Origin of the sequence: Actinacidiphila alni (genome assembly GCF_900112845.1) — a bacterium.
In the GTDB taxonomy this organism is placed as follows: domain Bacteria; phylum Actinomycetota; class Actinomycetes; order Streptomycetales; family Streptomycetaceae; genus Actinacidiphila; species Actinacidiphila alni.
This window is the reverse complement of the sequence record NZ_FONG01000018.1, coordinates 107,032-124,614: the sequence shown is the minus strand read 5'-3', so window position 1 is coordinate 124,614 and position 17,583 is coordinate 107,032. Positions and strand designations below refer to the sequence as shown.

Annotated in this window: 11 protein-coding genes; 7 read left to right on the top strand and 4 right to left on the bottom strand. The window is 67.9% G+C overall.

All coding sequences use genetic code 11. The annotated features are described in order from the left end of the window. Positions 1-104 precede the first annotated feature (104 nt). From BM076_RS26270 to BM076_RS26260, 3 genes are all read left to right on the top strand, one after another. Positions 105-6,839 carry an RHS repeat-associated core domain-containing protein gene (locus BM076_RS26270; protein ID WP_177246617.1) on the top strand — a complete coding sequence of 2,245 codons (6,735 nt, stop codon included), beginning with the start codon at positions 105-107 and terminating at the stop codon, positions 6,837-6,839. 17 nt (positions 6,840-6,856) lie between these two features. Then, positions 6,857-7,411 carry a hypothetical protein gene (locus tag BM076_RS26265; protein WP_245796377.1) on the top strand — a complete coding sequence of 185 codons (555 nt, stop codon included), beginning with the start codon at positions 6,857-6,859 and terminating at the stop codon, positions 7,409-7,411. 80 nt (positions 7,412-7,491) lie between these two features. Next, a complete protein-coding gene (locus BM076_RS26260; RefSeq protein ID WP_093716163.1) occupies positions 7,492-7,932 on the top strand; it encodes a hypothetical protein in 441 nt (146 codons plus the stop codon). A 271-nt stretch (positions 7,933-8,203) separates the two neighbouring features. Here the strand turns inward: BM076_RS26260 and BM076_RS38215 are convergent, their stop codons facing one another. From BM076_RS38215 to glgX, 4 genes are all read right to left on the bottom strand, one after another. Next, positions 8,204-8,452, bottom strand: a complete 249-nt coding sequence (locus BM076_RS38215) for an SDR family oxidoreductase (protein WP_322936248.1) — start codon at positions 8,450-8,452, stop codon at positions 8,204-8,206. Continuing rightward, positions 8,430-8,861, bottom strand: coding sequence for an SDR family NAD(P)-dependent oxidoreductase (locus tag BM076_RS26255; RefSeq protein ID WP_322936247.1), 432 nt, complete (start codon positions 8,859-8,861; stop codon positions 8,430-8,432). Before BM076_RS26255 ends, BM076_RS38215 begins: the two co-directional genes overlap by 23 nt. Positions 8,862-9,018: 157 nt before the next feature. Beyond that, on the bottom strand, positions 9,019-10,353 hold the full coding sequence (locus BM076_RS26250; protein ID WP_407640712.1) for an MFS transporter: 1,335 nt from the start codon (positions 10,351-10,353) through the stop codon (positions 9,019-9,021). Between the two features lie 145 nt (positions 10,354-10,498). Next, complete coding sequence (gene glgX, locus BM076_RS26245) at positions 10,499-12,763, bottom strand: glycogen debranching protein GlgX (RefSeq protein ID WP_177246624.1); 2,265 nt, start codon at positions 12,761-12,763, stop codon at positions 10,499-10,501. A 350-nt stretch (positions 12,764-13,113) separates the two neighbouring features. On the opposite strand from glgX, the gene BM076_RS26240 reads away from it, so the two are divergent. The 4 genes from BM076_RS26240 (at position 13,114) to BM076_RS26225 (ending at position 17,327) form a co-directional block, all read left to right on the top strand. Beyond that, positions 13,114-14,274, top strand: coding sequence for a L,D-transpeptidase (locus BM076_RS26240; protein WP_093716209.1), 1,161 nt, complete (start codon positions 13,114-13,116; stop codon positions 14,272-14,274). Between the two features lie 173 nt (positions 14,275-14,447). After that, positions 14,448-15,689 (top strand): L,D-transpeptidase, encoded by a 1,242-nt coding sequence (locus BM076_RS26235; protein ID WP_093716162.1) that lies wholly within the window; start codon positions 14,448-14,450, stop codon positions 15,687-15,689. Between the two features lie 81 nt (positions 15,690-15,770). Beyond that, complete coding sequence (locus tag BM076_RS26230) at positions 15,771-16,547, top strand: enoyl-CoA hydratase/isomerase family protein (protein ID WP_093716161.1); 777 nt, start codon at positions 15,771-15,773, stop codon at positions 16,545-16,547. Between the two features lie 273 nt (positions 16,548-16,820). Further along, complete coding sequence (locus tag BM076_RS26225; RefSeq protein WP_093716160.1) at positions 16,821-17,327, top strand: ATP-binding protein; 507 nt, start codon at positions 16,821-16,823, stop codon at positions 17,325-17,327. The last annotated feature ends 256 nt before the right edge of the window (positions 17,328-17,583 follow it).

Below are 17,583 nucleotides of genomic sequence, written 5' to 3'. Positions count from 1 at the left end.
TGCGACGGCTGTGGGTCGCGGGGGCCGTCATCGGAGCGGTAACGGCCACCGGACTCGGTACGGCACCTGCGGCGTGGGCGTCCGAGCCTCACGGACACCACACGGTGTCGCTGGAAAAGACGAAGCCGGGAACGGCCGTCCCGTTCCGCGCCTCGACCGTCAAGGCCAAGGATCCGGCGGTGGTTGCCGCGCGGAACGCGGCTCTTCGCAGCGCGAAGCCGGTTCAGTGGCCGACCGACGCCGATACCGCGGTCCGGTTCGTGCCGAAGGCGAAGAATTCCGTGAGCGCCGCCTCGGACACGGCCACAGTGAAGGTTGCCGCACACTCGGCCGCGACAGCCGCGGGTGTCGACGGCGCTTTGCTGTCCTTCACACGTCCTGCCGGCACGGGAGCGGCTCAGATCTCGCTGGACTACTCGGGGTTCGCCGACGCGTACGGCGGTGACTTCGCCTCCCGGCTGACTCTGGTCGAGATGCCTGCGTGTGCGCTGACCTCGCCCGAGAAGGCGGAGTGCCGCACGCGGACACCGCTCGCGGCGCACAATGACCTCACCGGGCGCACACTCTCCGTGTCGGTGCCCGCCGTCGCACCGGCGACGAAAGGTGATGCGTCCTCCACGCGGCTGACCGTGCTGGGCGTGACGTCGACGGCGAAGTCCGGCGCAGGTTCGTATCAAGCCACGGCCCTGGCCCCCTCCGGCTCATGGAATGCCGGTGGATCCAGCGGTGACTTTAGCTGGTCATATCCGATGCAGGTGCCTCCGGCAGCCGCCGGTCCGGCGCCCAACTTGGCGCTCGGTTACGACTCCCAGAGCGTGGACGGGCGTCTGCCGTCGACGAACAATCAGCCTTCCTGGGTTGGTGAAGGCTGGGACCTGCCAACGTCGTACATCGAGCGGTCCTACGACTCGTGCGACGACGACGGCCAGGACAAGAAATACGACGAGTGCTGGGCCAATGACAATGCCACGCTTGTACTCAATGGCAAATCGACCCCCCTCATCAAGGACAAGAACACCGGGGAGTGGCATCCGAAGGAGGACGACGGCGAACGCGTCATCCATTGGACAGGAGCTGTCAATGGTGACAACGACGGTGAGTACTGGACGGTCACCACACCGGACGGAAGCCAGTACACCTTTGGCCTGAACAGGCTTCCCGGCTGGTCCACGGGCAAGGCGGAGACCAATTCCACTTGGACCGTCCCGGTGTACGGAGACGACAGTAGCGAGCCGGGATACACCGGCGGCACGTCCTTCTCCGGCCGGTCGCTCACCCAGGCATGGCGCTGGAACCTGGACTACGTGGTGGACACCCACCAGAACGCGATGTCGTACTGGTACAGCAAGGAGAACAACGCCTACGGCCAGAACGGCACGACCACGGCGACCGGCACCACCTATGTGCGCGGCGGTTATCTGTCGCGGATCGACTACGGCATCACCGCTTCCACGGTGTTCGGTACGGCCCCCGACCAGGTGGTGTTCTCCACGCGGGAGCGCTGCCTGCCCACCGACACCGAACCCTGTGGGACGCTGAGCCCGACCACGGCAAAGGACTGGCCCGACGTTCCCTTCGACCAGATCTGCAACCTCGGCACGGTATGCAAGAACACACCCTCGCCGACGTTCTTCTCCCGTCGGCGTCTCGTCGGAGTCACCGCAAAAGTGTGGGACGCGAGCCTGACGACGCCCGCATACCGTGATGTCGACGCATGGACGCTCGACCAGAATTTCGTCGATCCCGGTGACGGCACGTCGGCGAGCCTGTGGCTGAAGTCGATCACCCGGACCGGCAAAGACGGTGCCGACCTGGCCATGAAACCCATCACCTTCGCCGGAATCCAGCTCGCCAACCGGGTCGACACCACGCACGACGACATCGCCGCTCTGATCAAGTGGCGCGTACGGACCATCACCACGGAGACCGGCTCGGTCATCACGGTCAACTATTCCGACCCGCAGTGCATCGTGGGAACCAATATGCCGTCCGCCCCGGACAGCAACACAAAGCTCTGCTATCCGGTCTGGTGGACACCGCCTCTGACGGCGAAGCCACAACTGGACTGGTTCCACAAGTACGTGGTCAAGCAGGTGAACGAATCCGACCCGAGCGGCGGGGCGCCTCTCAAGGAGACGGACTACACCTACAACGGGAACCCGGCCTGGCACTACGACAGCGATGACGTGATCAGCCCCGCCAGTCGCAAGACCTGGTCGGTATGGCGCGGCTACGGGAGCGTCACCACCACGACCGGAGACGCTCAGTCCGCCCGTACCAAGACCGTCGCGACATTCTTCCGGGGCATGGACGGTGACAAACAGTCCGACGGCACGACCCGTAGCGTCAAGGTGACCGATTCCAACGGCACACAGGTCACCGACTCCGACGAACTCGCCGGAGACGTACGCGAATCCGTCACCTACAACGGCGCTGCCGAAGTGTCCGGCACCATCACCGACGAGTGGATCCACCAGACCGCGACCGACGGAACCCGTATCGCGACCTTCGTTCGACCCGCTGCTGTCCACAACCGCACCGACATTGTCGGCGGCAGCCCGCGCACGACCACGTCGATCACGACGTACGACGCGGCCACAGGTGAACCCACCGAGGTCAATGACCTCGGCGACGACGCGGTGAGCGGCGACGAGCAATGCACACGTACGACTTACGTCAATAACGTCGACGCCTGGATCATGGCCGCACCGATCCGCGTCGAGACCGTAGACGTGAGCTGCGGTACGACGCCCAGCAGGCCCGACAACGTGGTCTCCGACGCACGTACCCTGTACGACTATGCGTCGTACGGCACGGCTCCCACGCATGGCGAAGAGACCTCGACCCAGCGCCTGACGTCGTACAACGGATCCACACCCGTCTATCAGACTGTCTCGAACAGCACGTATGACACCCAGGGCAGGGTGCTGACCGTCAAGGACGCGGCCGGCCACACCAGTAGTACCGCGTACACCCCCTCCTCCGGTGGGCCGCTGACTCAGACCGTCACAAAGGACGCCAAGGACTACGCGACCACGACGACTTATGATCCGGCCCGCGGAGTGGCCACGTCGGTTGTGGATCCCAACAGCAAGCGCACTGACTACGCGTACGACCCGCTGGGTCGGGTGACCGGGATCTGGCTCGCCAACAGGAACAAGTCCGCTGGACAGCAGCCGAATCTCACGTACACGTATGCGCTGTCGAATTCCGCGGCTTCGTATGTCCGCACGGGCAAGGTGCGCAACGACGGTACGTCGTACGACTACACCTACGCCATCTATGACTCCATGCTGCGCCCGCGCCAGTCGCAGACGCCCGCGCCCGGGGGCGGCCGCGTCATCTCCGAAACGAAGTACGATTCGCGCGGCCTGGCCGTGGAGACCGACGCCGACTACACCGACGGCAGCACCGCGTCGGGGACGTTGGCGAACATCACCTCGGTCGAACCCGCTCAGACACTCACCACCTACGACGGGGCGAGCCGTCCGACCGCGGCGGACTTCTACGCCAAGGGCACCAAGAAGTGGACGACCAGCACGAGCTACGGCGGTGACCGCACCACGGTCATTCCGCCGAACGGAGGGGTCGCCACCACCACGTTGACCGACACCCTCGGCCGCACCACGGAGACACGGCAGTACGACAACGGAACAGCCAGCGGGCCCTACACCTCGATCACCTATGGCTATGACGCGAAAAGCCGCCTGACCAAGGTCACGGACGCGGGGAACAATGTCTGGACCTACGGCTACGACGTGATGGGGCGCCAGGTCACCGCGACCGACCCCGACGCAGGCGCGACCAGGACGGCGTACAACGACCTGGACCAGATGGTCGCCACGACGGACAGTCGCGGCAAGACGATCAGCTACACGTATGACGAACTCGGCCGCAAGACGGGGATGTTCGACTCCGCAGTAGCCGATCAGAGCTCTGACAATCAGCTCGCGAAGTGGACGTACGACTCAGTCAGCAAGGGGCAGCCGACTTCGTCGATTCGCTATGTCAAGGATTCCACCACTGGTGCCACCTTGTCGTACACCTCCCAAGTCGGCGCCTACGACGAGCTGTACCGACCTACTGCCACCCGTGTGGTGATTCCCTCCGCGACGGGTGAGGGGGCACTGGCGGGTTCGTACGTCTCAAACGCCACATACAACCTGGACGGCACGCTCTACAGCACCTCCGACCCGGCGGCGGGCGGACTGCCGTCGGAATCGCTTGTCTACGGCTACAACGAACTGGGCATGCCGAAGAACCTCAACGGTGCCTCGGGCTATGTGCAGAACACCCAGTACACCAAGCTCAGCCAGGTCCAGCAGATCACCCTCGGCGAGTCCTCCAACAGCGCGACCAAGTGGGTCCAGGAGACCAACACCTATGAGGACGGCACAGGTCGTCTCAACCGTCAGCTGATCACCGACGACACTCACACGGCGCCCGTCGACGACACCCACTACTCGTACGACGACGCGGGCAACCCGACAGTTGTCGACGCGACGGACGACACCGGTGACGACACCCAGTGCTATCGCTACGACGGCCATGACCGGCTCACCCAGGCATGGACGGCCACCAATGGATGCGCCTCCGACCCCACGACCGGCATCCTGGGAGGTCCGGCGCCGTACTGGCAGACGTACAGCTACGACAAGTTGGGCAACCGTACGCAGCTCGTCCAGCACGGCACGAATACCGGCGCGCCCGACGCCACGACGACGTACACCTACGGCGCCGAGGACGGGTCGCAGCCACACACGCTGACCAGTTCGAAGACCGTCGAGGCCGGCAAGCCCGACAAGCAGAACGCCTACGGCTACGACAAGTCGGGCAACACCACCAACCGGACCCTGGACGGGACCTCGGAATCACTGCAATGGGACGATGAAGGGGATCTGGCCCAGGCCGACGACTCAGACGGTACCTCGGCGTCCTACCTGTACGATGCCGACGGCGAGCGGCTGCTGTCCCGGGACGCCTCGGGCACCACGCTGTACCTCGGCGACACCGAGCTGAAACTGCTCAAGGGCACGACCAGCACGAACGGGACGCGCTATTACTCCTGGGGAGACCAGACCGTAGCGACCCGCAGCGGTGACGGATCCCTTGAGTGGGTCCTGACCGACGCGCACAACACCGCCACGACCCAGATCGACGCCGACACCCAGACCGCTGTCCACCGGCGTACCGATCCCTTCGGTAACAGCCGGGGGTCGGACCCGGATTCCTGGACCGGTGACCAGGGCTTCGTCGGCGGCGTCGAGGACGACACCACTGGTCTCACCCACCTCGGTGCCAGGGACTACGACCCCACGATCGGCCGTTTCATCTCACTCGACCCTGTCCTGGAACTCACGGACCCGCAACAGATCAACGGCTACAGCTACGCGTCGAGCAACCCGGTCACCGGTAGCGACCCGTCAGGCCTGATGAATGCCGCTGTTGGTGGCGGTGGATACTGCGACGACTCCTGCCAGAAGGACATCGCCGCTCTCGACAAGCAGCACTCGGAGCAGGGCGCGGGCACGCCCAAGAAGAAGCACTGCAGTTTCTGGAACGTGAAATGCGGCGCCAAGGCGGTTGTTCACAAGGTCAAGCACGTCGTCGAGCAGCACCCGGTCATTGCCGCGGTTGTCGCGACGGCCGTCGTCGTGAGTGCTGTCGCGTGCGTCGTCGGTACGGGTGGCGCTTGCGCGGCTGTCCTCGTGGCCGCTGCGGAAGGCGTCACCGCAGGGGCGGAATTCGGCGCCACAGCGGCCGTGGTCAGTGGAGCGACAAGCGCGGTCGTGGCAGGTGGTGCGACGGTTGCGGCGGAGGTGGCGACAGCCAGCGTGGCCGCCGCCACGGTCACTAAAGCCGTCGAGACCGCCGCGAAGGAGGACGCTGCGGCGTCCGCGGGGGCGGACACGGCGGCGGCCGGCGCGAAGGCGAAGGCGGATTCCGGCTCGGCGTCAGGCGGAGAGCGGGCAGCGGACGCGGCACCGCAAACCGGCGCGGCGTGCAGCTTCGTACCAAGCACACCTGTCCTGATGGCCAACGGTAAGTCGAAGCCGATCGGGGACATCGCCGTCGGCGACAAGGTGAAGACCGCCGACCCGGACACCGGTAAGAACGACGGTTCACATGCGGTTACCGCAACGTGGGTCAATCACGACGACGACCTGGTCGACCTCACGATAAAGGTGCCCGGCGCGAAGCCGGCCACCGTACACACCACGTCCAAGCACCCCTTCTGGGACGACACCACCCACACCTGGGTCCCTGCCGGCACCTTGAAGCCGGGCCACGCTCTCAATACGGACCACGACCAGCACGTCACGGTCATCGCGGTGCGCATCACCGCAGGCGCGGCCAACCGTGACAACCTGACGGTCTCGGATGTCCACACTTACTATGTGCTGGCGGGAACCACGCCGGTACTGGTTCATAATTGCAACGGGGAAGTCGCTCAACAGCTTGCGAGTCGCTCATCGGATATTCATTCTCAAGCTGGTAGCCCGATAGCAATGTCAAAGTCGACTGTCAGTGTGATCCGGGCGCGGACACCGCACGGTACGGTTGATGTTGTTGCCGGAAGTGGCCGTGGACTTACGAAGGCGCAGAGGGAAATGATAGGAAAGGGAGAGATATTGGCGGATAATATTGCCGGAATGCATGCCGAACAGAATGCGCTTCTCTATATTAACAAAATGGGCTGGGAGCCAATTGCTGGAGGTGCGTCACGGAGTGTGTGCAACACCTACTGTGCGCCTCTCATTAGGGCGACCGGCGGGCGTATGACCGGTCAGACTTATCAGAGCGAATCGGGGACCATGGTTCGGACTTTCGTATGGTGAGTGAAGGTCGATCGAAAGTGCTGCAGTTCCTCGAGGTGGGAACCGCAGCGCAGGTAAAAGTCTTCGCAGCGTCTTGCGCTGAAAGAATGGCGCAACTTTTCACCGGAGTAGTCGGCCGAGATGCCGAGCGCCTGTCAGATGTCGAGTTGGCGATTAGGTGCATGGAGCGTCTCTGGGAGTTTGAGGCGGATGGGCAGTGGGATGAACTTTCCCAGTCATTCGAGAGCCTGCCGGAACTTTCTGGCGAGGACGAGCCGATGGGCGCTCTTGCGTACGCGTATGATTCGGCCGCGTGTCTCTATTATGCCAGTGTATACAGGGGCACGCTCGATTCCGTGAACGTGCAATACTGCTCAAATCACGCGCTTAATGGCGCAGGCTTCATGTCCGGCGAATTGAGTGATGGGGTCGATCGGGAGGAGATTGAGCTGGAATGCCAGCTGAGGGATATCGGTGACCTTTCTCTGGAGGTGATGCCTAATATCCCTCAAGGCTTGGTGGCTTCTATTCGTGCAAGATCGCGAGAGCTGTCTCGTATTCGCCTAATGGAACTTCTGAATGCGATGAGTTAGGGGATTTCCACCCTTTTGTGGCGAAGAGTCGGTGAGTGCAAATTTCTATGGTAAGTGGTGCCCGGTGAAAGGAGTTCGTGGTGATCGCCGATGTGCGGCGGGCGGCGGGGACGCGGACGCTGGTGGATTTGGTGTTGCAGTGGACGTGGGTGCGACGACGGAGCGCTGAGGGGGATCGGGCTGACCTCGATGACGGGGTGACGCTGAAGGTCTCCGGGTTCACCAAGAGCATTGGCGGAACGGCCATGGCGGGGAAGGCGACGCGGCTGCGGCCGGGATGGCTACTGGTTGCGGCCGGGCAGCCGCCCATATGGGAGGATCGCTCCGGGAAGCACCGGACCGAGCTTTCCGGACCTCTCGGGCTGATCGGGGATGGTGACCGCGTGCCCGCCGGACCGAAGTTCCGCCGGTACACGTTGAAGTCAGCGGGCCGTTCGTACGATCTGGCCGTACCCCTGGCTGACGTCGAGACCGTTCGGTACGCGCTGTCAACAGTACCGAACGGCGAGATTGTGGCGTGACGCAAGCGGCCCTGCGCCGGCACGCGGCAAGTCGCGCGGGCCGGGAATCCATTGAACGGGGTGTGGCCCGACGGAACTGCTGGCAAGGGCGCTGGCTGTGGCGGTTGATGTCGATCGCTCTCGCGGCATCCGGTGCCTGGCCGTGCTGCATGACTCCTGTCAGGAGTTCGCGATCCAGGCCCGGTCGGCCAGTTTCGGTCGCTCGCTGAGCGTGCTGGTCGTGACGTCCAATCGGACTCGTGATCACCGCCCCTGCCCGCCTGTCCGCAGGTCAGACCGTGAAACCGCCGCCCGCGTGGAGGGCGGCGCTGGTGATGTACGAGGCTGCGGGGGAGGCCAGGAAGGCCACGGCCGAGGCGATCTCGTCGGGATCCGCGTAACGGTCCAGCGCCGTGACCGCGCGGATGGCCGGGGCGTACGGGCCGTCGGACGGATTGGCGGCGGTGTCGGTCGGGCCCGGGTGGACCAGATTCACCGTGATGCCGCGCGGCCCAAGGTCACGGGCCAGGCCTTTCGTCATGCCCGTCAGCGCCGACTTTGTCAGGGCGTAGAGCGTCAGCCCGGAAAAAAGGGGTGCGTTCTGCCACGTTGCTGACGACGCGGCCGCTGCCGTCCGGGAGATGAGCGAGTGCGGCTCGCGCCGCGAGGTATGGGGCGCGGATGTTCGCCGCGACCGCCGCGTCGAATTCCTCGGCGCCGCCCGTCACGTACGCCGCCGCGTTGTTGTCCAGGATGTCCAGGCCGCTCAGCTCCCGGGCCGCCTGCTCCACAGCTGCCACCGCCGCTGCCGCTTCCTCGTTCTCGCGGTACGTGAACGCCACGTCCGCGCCTTCCGCCGCCAGGCGGAGTGCCACTGCCGCACCGATTCCCCGGCCGGCGCCGGTCACGAGGGCTTTCTTTCCCACGAAGGCGGGTGCCTTTGAGGTCATGACCTCCACCCTGGCGCCCGGCGCCTCGACCTTCCGGCGGGATCCGGACCTCGCTCTGTCTCCTGCGGAGGGCGTTCAGTCGGGGGCACCCACTTCCGCCAGCGCCGCGCCGCGTCCCCGCGCCCCTGGAGGGGCACCCTCTTTCGGAGAGGGCGGGTCAGGTGTGGGGGGCGCGGCGGAGGTTGCGGATGGCCGGGACGGAGAGGAGGAGAAGGCAGACCAGGAGAGCCGCGGCGGCACCGAATTGGAGGACGTGGCGGGCACCGAAAGCGGTGGAGGCGGGGCCGGCGAGGGACTGGCCGACGGGCGTCATGGCGATGGACCCGGCGACTTCGTAGGCGTGGATACGGTTGAGGATGTCGTTCGGGACCTGCGTCTGGACGCTGGTCGCCCAGTTGACGCCCCAGTAGGCCCACCCCATGCCGGCGCAGAAGACGCACGCGGCGATGGCCGGCACGGGCAGGCCGAAGCCGACGGACGCGGGCATCAGCGCGGTGGCGAACAGCGCGATCGAGCCCGCCCGCAGCGGGCGGTCCGCCCGCACCCGCATCGCGATGAGCGCGCCGACCGCGGTGCCGCCGCCGAGCGCGGAGTTGACCAGTCCGTAGGCGCCGGCGCCGTGCTCGGGGATGATCTGGCCCGCGGCGAGCGGGAGATAGGGCCCGAAGACGAAGATCATGTAGGCCATCCAGATCACGATCACCCCCCACATCCAGTCGCGCGCCCGGAACTCCCGCCACCCCTCGGCGAGATCGGCCTTGAAGGTGCTCGCGCCCTTGAGGACGGCGGCGCGCGGCGGCAGCGGGGCCAGCCGCAGTGAGATCAGGCACAGGGCACTGACCAGATACGTGGAGGAGTGGACGGCGAAGACGACCCCGGGCGAGGTGAAGCCGACCAGGACGCCGGCGAGGGCGGGCCCGGCCAGGCTCGCGACGGACTCCGCGGTGCGCGTCACACCGTTGGCGCCCTGCACATCGGTCGCGACGCGGACGACCGTACTGGCCACGCCCGGCTGGAACATGGCGGCGGCCGTGCCGTTGACGACGGCGATCAGCGCCATCTCCCACAGCGTGATCCGGTGGGTGAGGAAGAGAACCGCCGCGGTGGACTGCGTGCAGACCCGTACGAGGTCGGCGCCGATCATCAGCCGCCGGGCGTTGAAGCGGTCGGCGAACACCCCGCCGAAGATGACCAGTCCGGCGAAGCACGCGGTGGACGCGGCCATCACCAGGCCGATGTCACCGGCCGAGTAGCCGTACTGGATCAGCCCGGCGGACAGCGCGACCGGCAGCATCGTGTCGCCGAGCATGGCGACCGAGCGGGCGGTGAAGTAGAGCCGGAAGTTCGCCGACCACAGCCGGTCCCCGGCCGGAACGGCCCGCGCGTCGGGTGCGACGGATGCGACGGGTACGACAGGTATGTCGGGTACGGCACGTTCGCCGGCGTCGGCCCCGGCGCGGTCGGGGCAGGGCGCGGAAGATGTCACCTGCACATAGTGGACTGGACCATTCGACGGCGTCCACACCAATCCGTCCGGGAATCGGACAAGGACCGGACAGGGGCCGGACAAGGACAGGACAGAGGCCGGACCTCGTGCGGACCTCACCACACCTCGCCCGGCCTCCTCCGCCCCGGCCTCAGCCGATCGCGCCGCCCCCGCACGCCCGGTACAGCCGTACCGACCGCTCCGGCACGCGCACCACGCTGCCGCCCGCCACCGGCGGCAGGTCCGGCGCCGCCGCCTGGTCCTCCAGCGCGGTGTCGACCAGCAGCTCGTACGCCGTGGCCCAGGGCGCCCCCGGCAGGGCGAAGGCGGCGGGCCGCGGGCCCGCGTGCGCGACGAGCAGGAAGCTGTCGTCCAGGACGGGTTCGCCCCGCGCGTCCCGCTGCGGGATCTCCTGCCCGGACAGGAACATCCCCAGCGTGCGGCCGGGCGCGAACCAGTCCTCGTCGGTCATCTCCTCGCCGCGCGGCCCGAACCAGGCCAGGTCCCGCAGCCCCTCCGGCGCGTGCGCGAGCCCGGAGAAGAAGCCGCCGCGGCGCAGCACCGGATGCGCCCGGCGCAGTCCGATCAGCCGCGCCGCCAGGTCGGTCAGCGCACTCCAGGCGGGATCGCCGGCGAGCGACCAGTCGACCCAACTGGTCGCGTTGTCCTGGCAGTAGGCGTTGTTGTTGCCGCCCTGGGTGCGGCCCATCTCGTCGCCCGCGACGAGCATCGGCACCCCGGTGGACAGCAGCAGCGTGGAGAGCAGATTGCGGATCTGGCGGCGGCGCAGCGCCGCGACCGCCGGGTCGTCGGTCGGGCCCTCGGCGCCGCAGTTCCACGACCGGTTGTTGTCGGTGCCGTCCCGGCCGTCCTCGCCGTTGGCCGCGTTGTGCTTGCGCTCGTAGCTCACCAGGTCGCGCAGGGTGAAACCGTCGTGCGCGGTGACGAAGTTGACCGAGGCGTACGGCCGCCGCCCGCCCCAGTCGTACAGGTCGCTGGAGCCGGACAGCCGGTAGGCGAGGTCGCGCACGTCGCCGGCCGCGCCCCGCCAGTAGTCCCGTACGGTGTCGCGGAATCTGTCGTTCCACTCGGTCCACAGCGGCGGGAAGGCGCCCACCTGGTAGCCGCCGGAGCCGACGTCCCACGGCTCGGCGATCAGCTTGACCCGGCGCAGCACCGGGTCCTGGGCGATCACCGCCAGAAAAGGGGACAGCATGTCCACGTCGTGCATCGAGCGGGCCAGCGCCGCCGCCAGGTCGAACCGGAAGCCGTCCACGCCCATTTCGGTCACCCAGTAGCGCAGGCTGTCGGTGATCAGCCGCAGCACGTGCGGCTGGACGACGCTGAGGGTGTTGCCGCAGCCGGTGTAGTCGGCGTAGCGGCGGGCGTCCTGCTGGAGCCGGTAGTAGCCGCGGTTGTCGATGCCGCGCAGCGACAGCGTCGGACCGCCCTCGCCGCCCTCGGCGGTGTGGTTGTAGACCACGTCGAGGATCACCTCGATGCCCGCCGCGTGCAGCGCCCGCACCATCCGCTTGAACTCGCCGACCTGCTCCCCGCGCGTCCCGCTCGCGCTGTACGCGGCGTGCGGCGCGAAGTAGCCGATCGAGTTGTACCCCCAGTAATTGCGCAGGCCCTTGCGCTCCAGGTGCTCCTCGTGCGCGAAGTGGTGCACCGGCAGCAGCTCGACGGCCGTCACGCCGAGCCTGGTCAGGTGCGCGATCGCGGCCGGGTGCGCGAGCCCGGCGTAGGTGCCGCGCAGCTCCGGCGGGATGTCCGGGTGGGTCCTGGTGAAGCCGCGGACGTGCAGCTCGTAGATCACCGAGTCCGACCAGGGCGTCTTGGGGCGGTGGTCGTCCTCCCAGTCGTCGTCATCGTCCACGACGACGCCCTTGGGGACGTACGGGGCGGAGTCCCGGTTGTCGCGCACGGTGTCGGCGACCTCAGGCTCCGGCCAGTCGCGGACGTGCCCGTACACCTCGGGGACCAGCCGGAAGTCGCCGTCCACGGCCCGCGCGTACGGGTCGAGCAGCAGCTTCGCCGGATTCCAGCGGGCGCCGGTCCACGGGTCCCAGCGGCCGTCGACGCGGTAGCCGTAGCGCTGTCCCGGCAGGACGCCGGGCAGGAAGCCGTGCCACATCTCGTGGGTGAGTTCGGTCAGCGGCGCGCGCGTCTCGGTGCCGTCCGCGTCGAAGAGACACAGCTCGACGGATTCCGCGCCGGCCGCCCACAGCGCGAAGTTGGTGCCCGCGCGGCCGTCGGGCCCGGTGTGGAAGCGCGCGCCGAGCGGCTGCGGCGAGCCCGGCCACACGGTCGCCCGGCGCGGCTCGGGCCGGGCCGCCACTTCCGCGGCGCTCGCCGCTTCCCGATCCGCCGTACCGGCCGGCTGCGGTACCGGCGCCGCGGCAGGGGCCGGCAGCAACGGCGCCGGTACGACGCCGTGTTCGCGTGTCTCTGACACGTGTCCGCCTCCCGCGGCTCCGAAGGACCGTGCGGTGCCCGGCCGTCCGGGCGTCCCGTGCCCGGCCGTCCGGTCCGGGGAGCCGTACCGTACGCCGGGTGTCCCTTCCCGGTCGACGGCCGTTCCCCCCGCACCATTCCTCCATTCATTCCCACGTGCGGGTACGGAGTCACACGGTTGAACGGAGCACGTCTCGCGGACAGTCCGCGGACAGCGCGTTTCCCCTGTGCCGGTGCCGTCGTTGACGGTGCGTGACGAGAGCGGTGAGGCGCGTGCTGCGCGCGGGTGCGGGTGTGTTGCTGGGCGCGATGCTGGTCGCGGGGTGCGGAGGGTCCGGTGGTTCGGGCGACGACAAGGGCCCGGGCCCGGACGGCACCGCGGACTCCGCCTCGCACGTCTCGCGCGCGGCCATCGACGTGGCGCCGGGCGACGGCGCCAAGGACGTACCGGCCACCGGAGGGCTGCGCGTCACCGTCGACGGGGGCACCCTCACCGGGGTGACCGCCAGGAGCGCCGACGGCACCGCCGTACCGGGCGCGCTGTCCGACGACGCGCACACCTGGCGGCCCACCGGCCGGCTGTCGCTGGCCACCCGCTACAGCGTCGACGCCTACGCGGTCGACGACCAGGGCCGCCCGGCCGCCAAGCACGCCGACTTCACCACCACCGTGCCGCAGCACACCTTCATCGGCTTCTTCACGCCCGAGAACGACTCCACGGTCGGCGTCGGCATGATCGTCTCGCTGAAGTTCAACCGGCCGATCACCGACAAGAAGGCCGTCGAGGACGGTGTGCGGGTCACCGCGAGCCCGTCGGTGCCCGTCACCGGCCACTGGTTCGGCAGCCAGCGGCTCGACCTGCGGCCCCGCGACTACTGGGCGGCCGGCACCCGCGTCACCCTCCAGCTGCGGCTGCGCGACGTCGAGGGCGCGCCCGGCGTCTACGGCACCCAGTCCAAGGACGTGCGCTTCACCATCGGCCGCGACCAGCGCAGCACCGTCGACGCGGCGGCGCACACCCTGGTCGTACGGCGCGGCGGCACCGTCCTGCGCACCCTGCCCGCCTCCACCGGCGCCCCCGCGCACACCACGTACGACGGGGTGATGGTGATCGCCGAGAAGTACGCCGTCACGCGCATGAACGGGCAGACCGTCGGCTTCGGCGGCGAGTACGACATCCCGGACGTGCCGCACGCGATGCGGCTGACCAGCTCGGGCACCTTCGTGCACGGCAACTACTGGTCGCCCGCCGGGGTCTTCGGCACCACCAACGTCAGCCACGGCTGCATCGGCCTGCGCGACGTCAAGGGCGGCAGCTCGCAGACCCCGGCGGGCTGGTTCTTCGACCACTCGCTGATCGGCGACCCGATCCGGGTGCTCAACTCCCACGACCGTACGGTGGCGGCCGACAACGGCATGGGCGGCTGGAATCTGAGCTGGGAGCAGTGGCAGGCGGGCTCGGCGCTCTGACTCCCCGACCGCCCCGCCGGACCCGGTGAGCCCTCCCCAGGTCACACAGGCAATCGCACAGCCATCTGGGACGGAACGGTGACACTTCCGTGAACCCTTGCGCGGGTTCCGTGTGATTATCTGGCGCTGGCCGGGGGAGTTCCGGGTTCTGGGGCGGTAGGGGAGTCACGAAGTTGAAGCCGATACTGGCGGCGCCGGGTGTCAGAAGGAACGTTCTGGTGCTGGCGCTCGGTGCACTGCTGCTGTTGGTCACCGCGTGCGGTGGCGGTGGCGGCGGGAACAAGTCCACCAGCGGGAGCGACCCCAAGGGGGGTACGTCCGACGGCAAGGCGAGTACGTCGGACACGGTCGCCTCGACCGCCGTGGTGACGATCCTGCCGAAGGACGGCGCGACCGACGTGTCCACCACGGGCACCCTGAAGGTCACCGCCCAGGGCGGCAAGCTCTCCACGGTCACCGTCAAGGACGACAAGGGCGGCACGGTGGAGGGCGCGATCTCCACCGACGGCAGCGGCTGGGTGCCGGCCGGACACCTGGACACCTCCACGCAGTACACCGTGGACGCGGTCGCCAAGGACGCCTCGGGCCGTGAGTCCGACAAGCACTCCAGCTTCACCACCGTCACGCCGAAGAACACCTTCATCGGCTACTTCACGCCGGAGGACGGCTCCACGGTCGGCGTCGGCATGGAGGTCTACCTCAACTTCAACCGGCCGATCACCAACAAGAAGGCCGTCGAGGACGGCGTGAAGGTCACCGCGAGCCCGGCGGTCCCGGTCGCCGCGCACTGGTACGGCGACCAGCAGCTCTACATCCGCCCGCAGGAGTACTGGGCGGCCGGTACGAAGGTCACGCTCAGCCTCAACCTGGACGGCGTCGAGGGCGCGCCCGGCGTCTACGGCAAGCAGCACAAGGACGTCCACTTCACCGTCGGCCGCCGCCAGGTGAGCATCGTGGACGCGGCCAAGCACACGATGACCGTCTACCGCGACAACAAGGTGCTGCGCACCATCCCGATCTCCTCGGGCGCGCCGGACCACACCACGTACAACGGCAAGATGGTCATCTCCGAGAAGTACATCAAGACCCGGATGAACGGCGACACGGTCGGCTTCGGCGGCGAGTACGACATCAAGGACGTGCCGCACGCGATGCGGCTGACCACCTCGGGCACCTTCATCCACGGCAACTACTGGGCGGCCACCTCGGTCTTCGGCAACAGCAACACCAGCCACGGCTGCGTCGGCCTGCACGACGTGCGCGGCGCGGGCGACCCGAGCACCCCGGCGGCCTGGTTCTACAACCAGTCGATCATCGGTGACGTGGTGCAGGTGCAGAACTCCAAGGACAAGACGGTCCAGTGGTACAACGGCCTCAACGGCTGGAACCTCCCCTGGAGCGAGTGGACCGCCTGATCCTCGACGCCGGCTTGAACTGTCTCACAGACGGCCCGTCCTCCTCCGTGGGGGCGGGCCGTCCGTCGTACGCTCGCCGGTATGACTGTGACCCTTGAAGTCGACGAAGGCGTCGGCACCGTACGGCTGGACCGCCCGCCGATGAACGCGCTGGACTCCGGCACCCAGGACCTGCTCAAGGAGGTCGCGCTGGAGGCGTCGGGGCGGCCGGACGTACGGGCTGTGGTGGTGTGGGGCGGGGAGAAGGTGTTCGCGGCCGGCGCGGACATCAAGGAGATGCAGGCCATGTCGTACGAGGACATGGTCGACCGGTCGCGGGCGCTCCAGGAGTCCTTCACGGCGGTGGCGCGGATCCCCAAGCCGGTGGTGGCGGCCGTGACCGGCTACGCGCTCGGCGGCGGCTGCGAACTGGCGCTGTGCGCGGACCACCGGATCGCGGGCGAGAACGCCAAGCTCGGCCAGCCCGAGATCCTGCTCGGGCTGATCCCGGGGGCCGGCGGCACCCAGCGGCTGTCCCGGCTGGTCGGCCCGTCCCGGGCCAAGGACCTGATCTTCACCGGCCGGATGGTGACCGCGCAGGAGGCGCTGGCGATCGGCCTGGTGGACCAGGTGGTGCCGGCCGACGAGGTGTACGCCCGGGCCCGGGCCTGGGCGGAGCGGCTGGCGCGCGGCCCCGCCTACGCGCTGCGGGCGGCGAAGGAGGCCGTGGACGCGGGCCTGGAGACCGACCTGGAGACCGGCCTGACCATCGAACGCACGCTGTTCGCCGGGCTGTTCGCGACCGAGGACCGGACGACGGGGATGCGCAGCTTCGTGGAGGACGGGCCGGGCAAGGCTGTTTTCCGCACGGCCGGTTGAGTATCGTACGTATGACCGACTGACGCGTCCGTGACGGTGACGGAGGGTGTGCGGCCCACCTTAAGGCAACCTTATGGCAGCCTTAAGGAAAATGAGGCCGCCACCATCCACTGTGATGGTTGCAGCCGTCAACTCCGCAGGCCAGGTTGGTTGTTGAGGGGCGTTGTGTGCCGTCGTCATATGCCGAAACATGGGTGCGGAACGGTGCATTCCACCTGATGAATTCCGCCGGTTACCCCTCGCAGCGCTGCAATTGCAGCCATCATGAAAGACATGGCGGGCCGGGGAGGATCTGAGCAGCCGCAGCGGGTGAACACCGCGGCGGGCGTCGCGCCGCTCCTCGTCGAGGACGCGGCGGCCACGGCCCTCGATCTGGTCGGCGATCCCTCCCTGCGGGAGGTCCATCTGACCTCCCGGCCCGAATCGGCCTCCACCGCACGGCGGTTGTCCCTGTCGGTGGTCCGCGTCTGGGGGCTGCCGCAGATCTCCGACGTCGTGGAGCTGCTGGTCTCCGAGCTCGTCGGCAACGCCGTACGGCACACCGGCGCCCGTACGGTCGGCCTGCGGATGCAGTGGCGGCGCGGCTGGGTGCGGGTCGAAGTCCGCGATCCCTCACGGGCGTTGCCCTGTCTGATGCCGGTGCGCGACCTGGACACCAGTGGGCGCGGGCTGTTCCTGGTGGACAAGCTGTCCGACCGCTGGGGGGTGGACCTCCAGCCGCGCGGCAAGACGGCCTGGTTCGAACTGCGGGTCCCGGAGCGGGAGTCGGGGAACGTGTGACACATGTGAAGAGGCCCTCCGCGTCGTTGTGCGACTGCGTCGAGGGCCTCTTCGAACCGCCGTGAAGCAAGGGGGGTGTGGTTCACGGCGTCTGGGGAACGGCCGAGCGCGGGTCGGTGCGGGCCGTTGGGAAGACTCTGACACGGCGGGTGGGGCGGACACAAATTCACCTATCCGATCATATGGGTATGAATCGGGCATTTCACTTCGCGATGGACGGGTGATGTGCGCCACTCACCTTGTAAACCATGGATAA

Excerpts from the sequence above, each read along its gene's own strand:
- BM076_RS38215 (WP_322936248.1), bottom strand. The coding sequence starts at position 8,452 with ATGACGAAAGGCCTGGCCCGTGACCTTGGGCCGCGCGGCATCACGGTG.
- BM076_RS26255 (WP_322936247.1), bottom strand. The coding sequence starts at position 8,861 with ATGACCTCAAAGGCACCCGCCTTCGTGGGAAAGAAAGCCCTCGTGACC.
- BM076_RS26240 (WP_093716209.1), top strand. The coding sequence starts at position 13,114 with ATGCTGGTCGCGGGGTGCGGAGGGTCCGGTGGTTCGGGCGACGACAAG.
- BM076_RS26230 (WP_093716161.1), top strand. The coding sequence starts at position 15,771 with ATGACTGTGACCCTTGAAGTCGACGAAGGCGTCGGCACCGTACGGCTG.
- BM076_RS26225 (WP_093716160.1), top strand. The coding sequence starts at position 16,821 with ATGGCGGGCCGGGGAGGATCTGAGCAGCCGCAGCGGGTGAACACCGCG.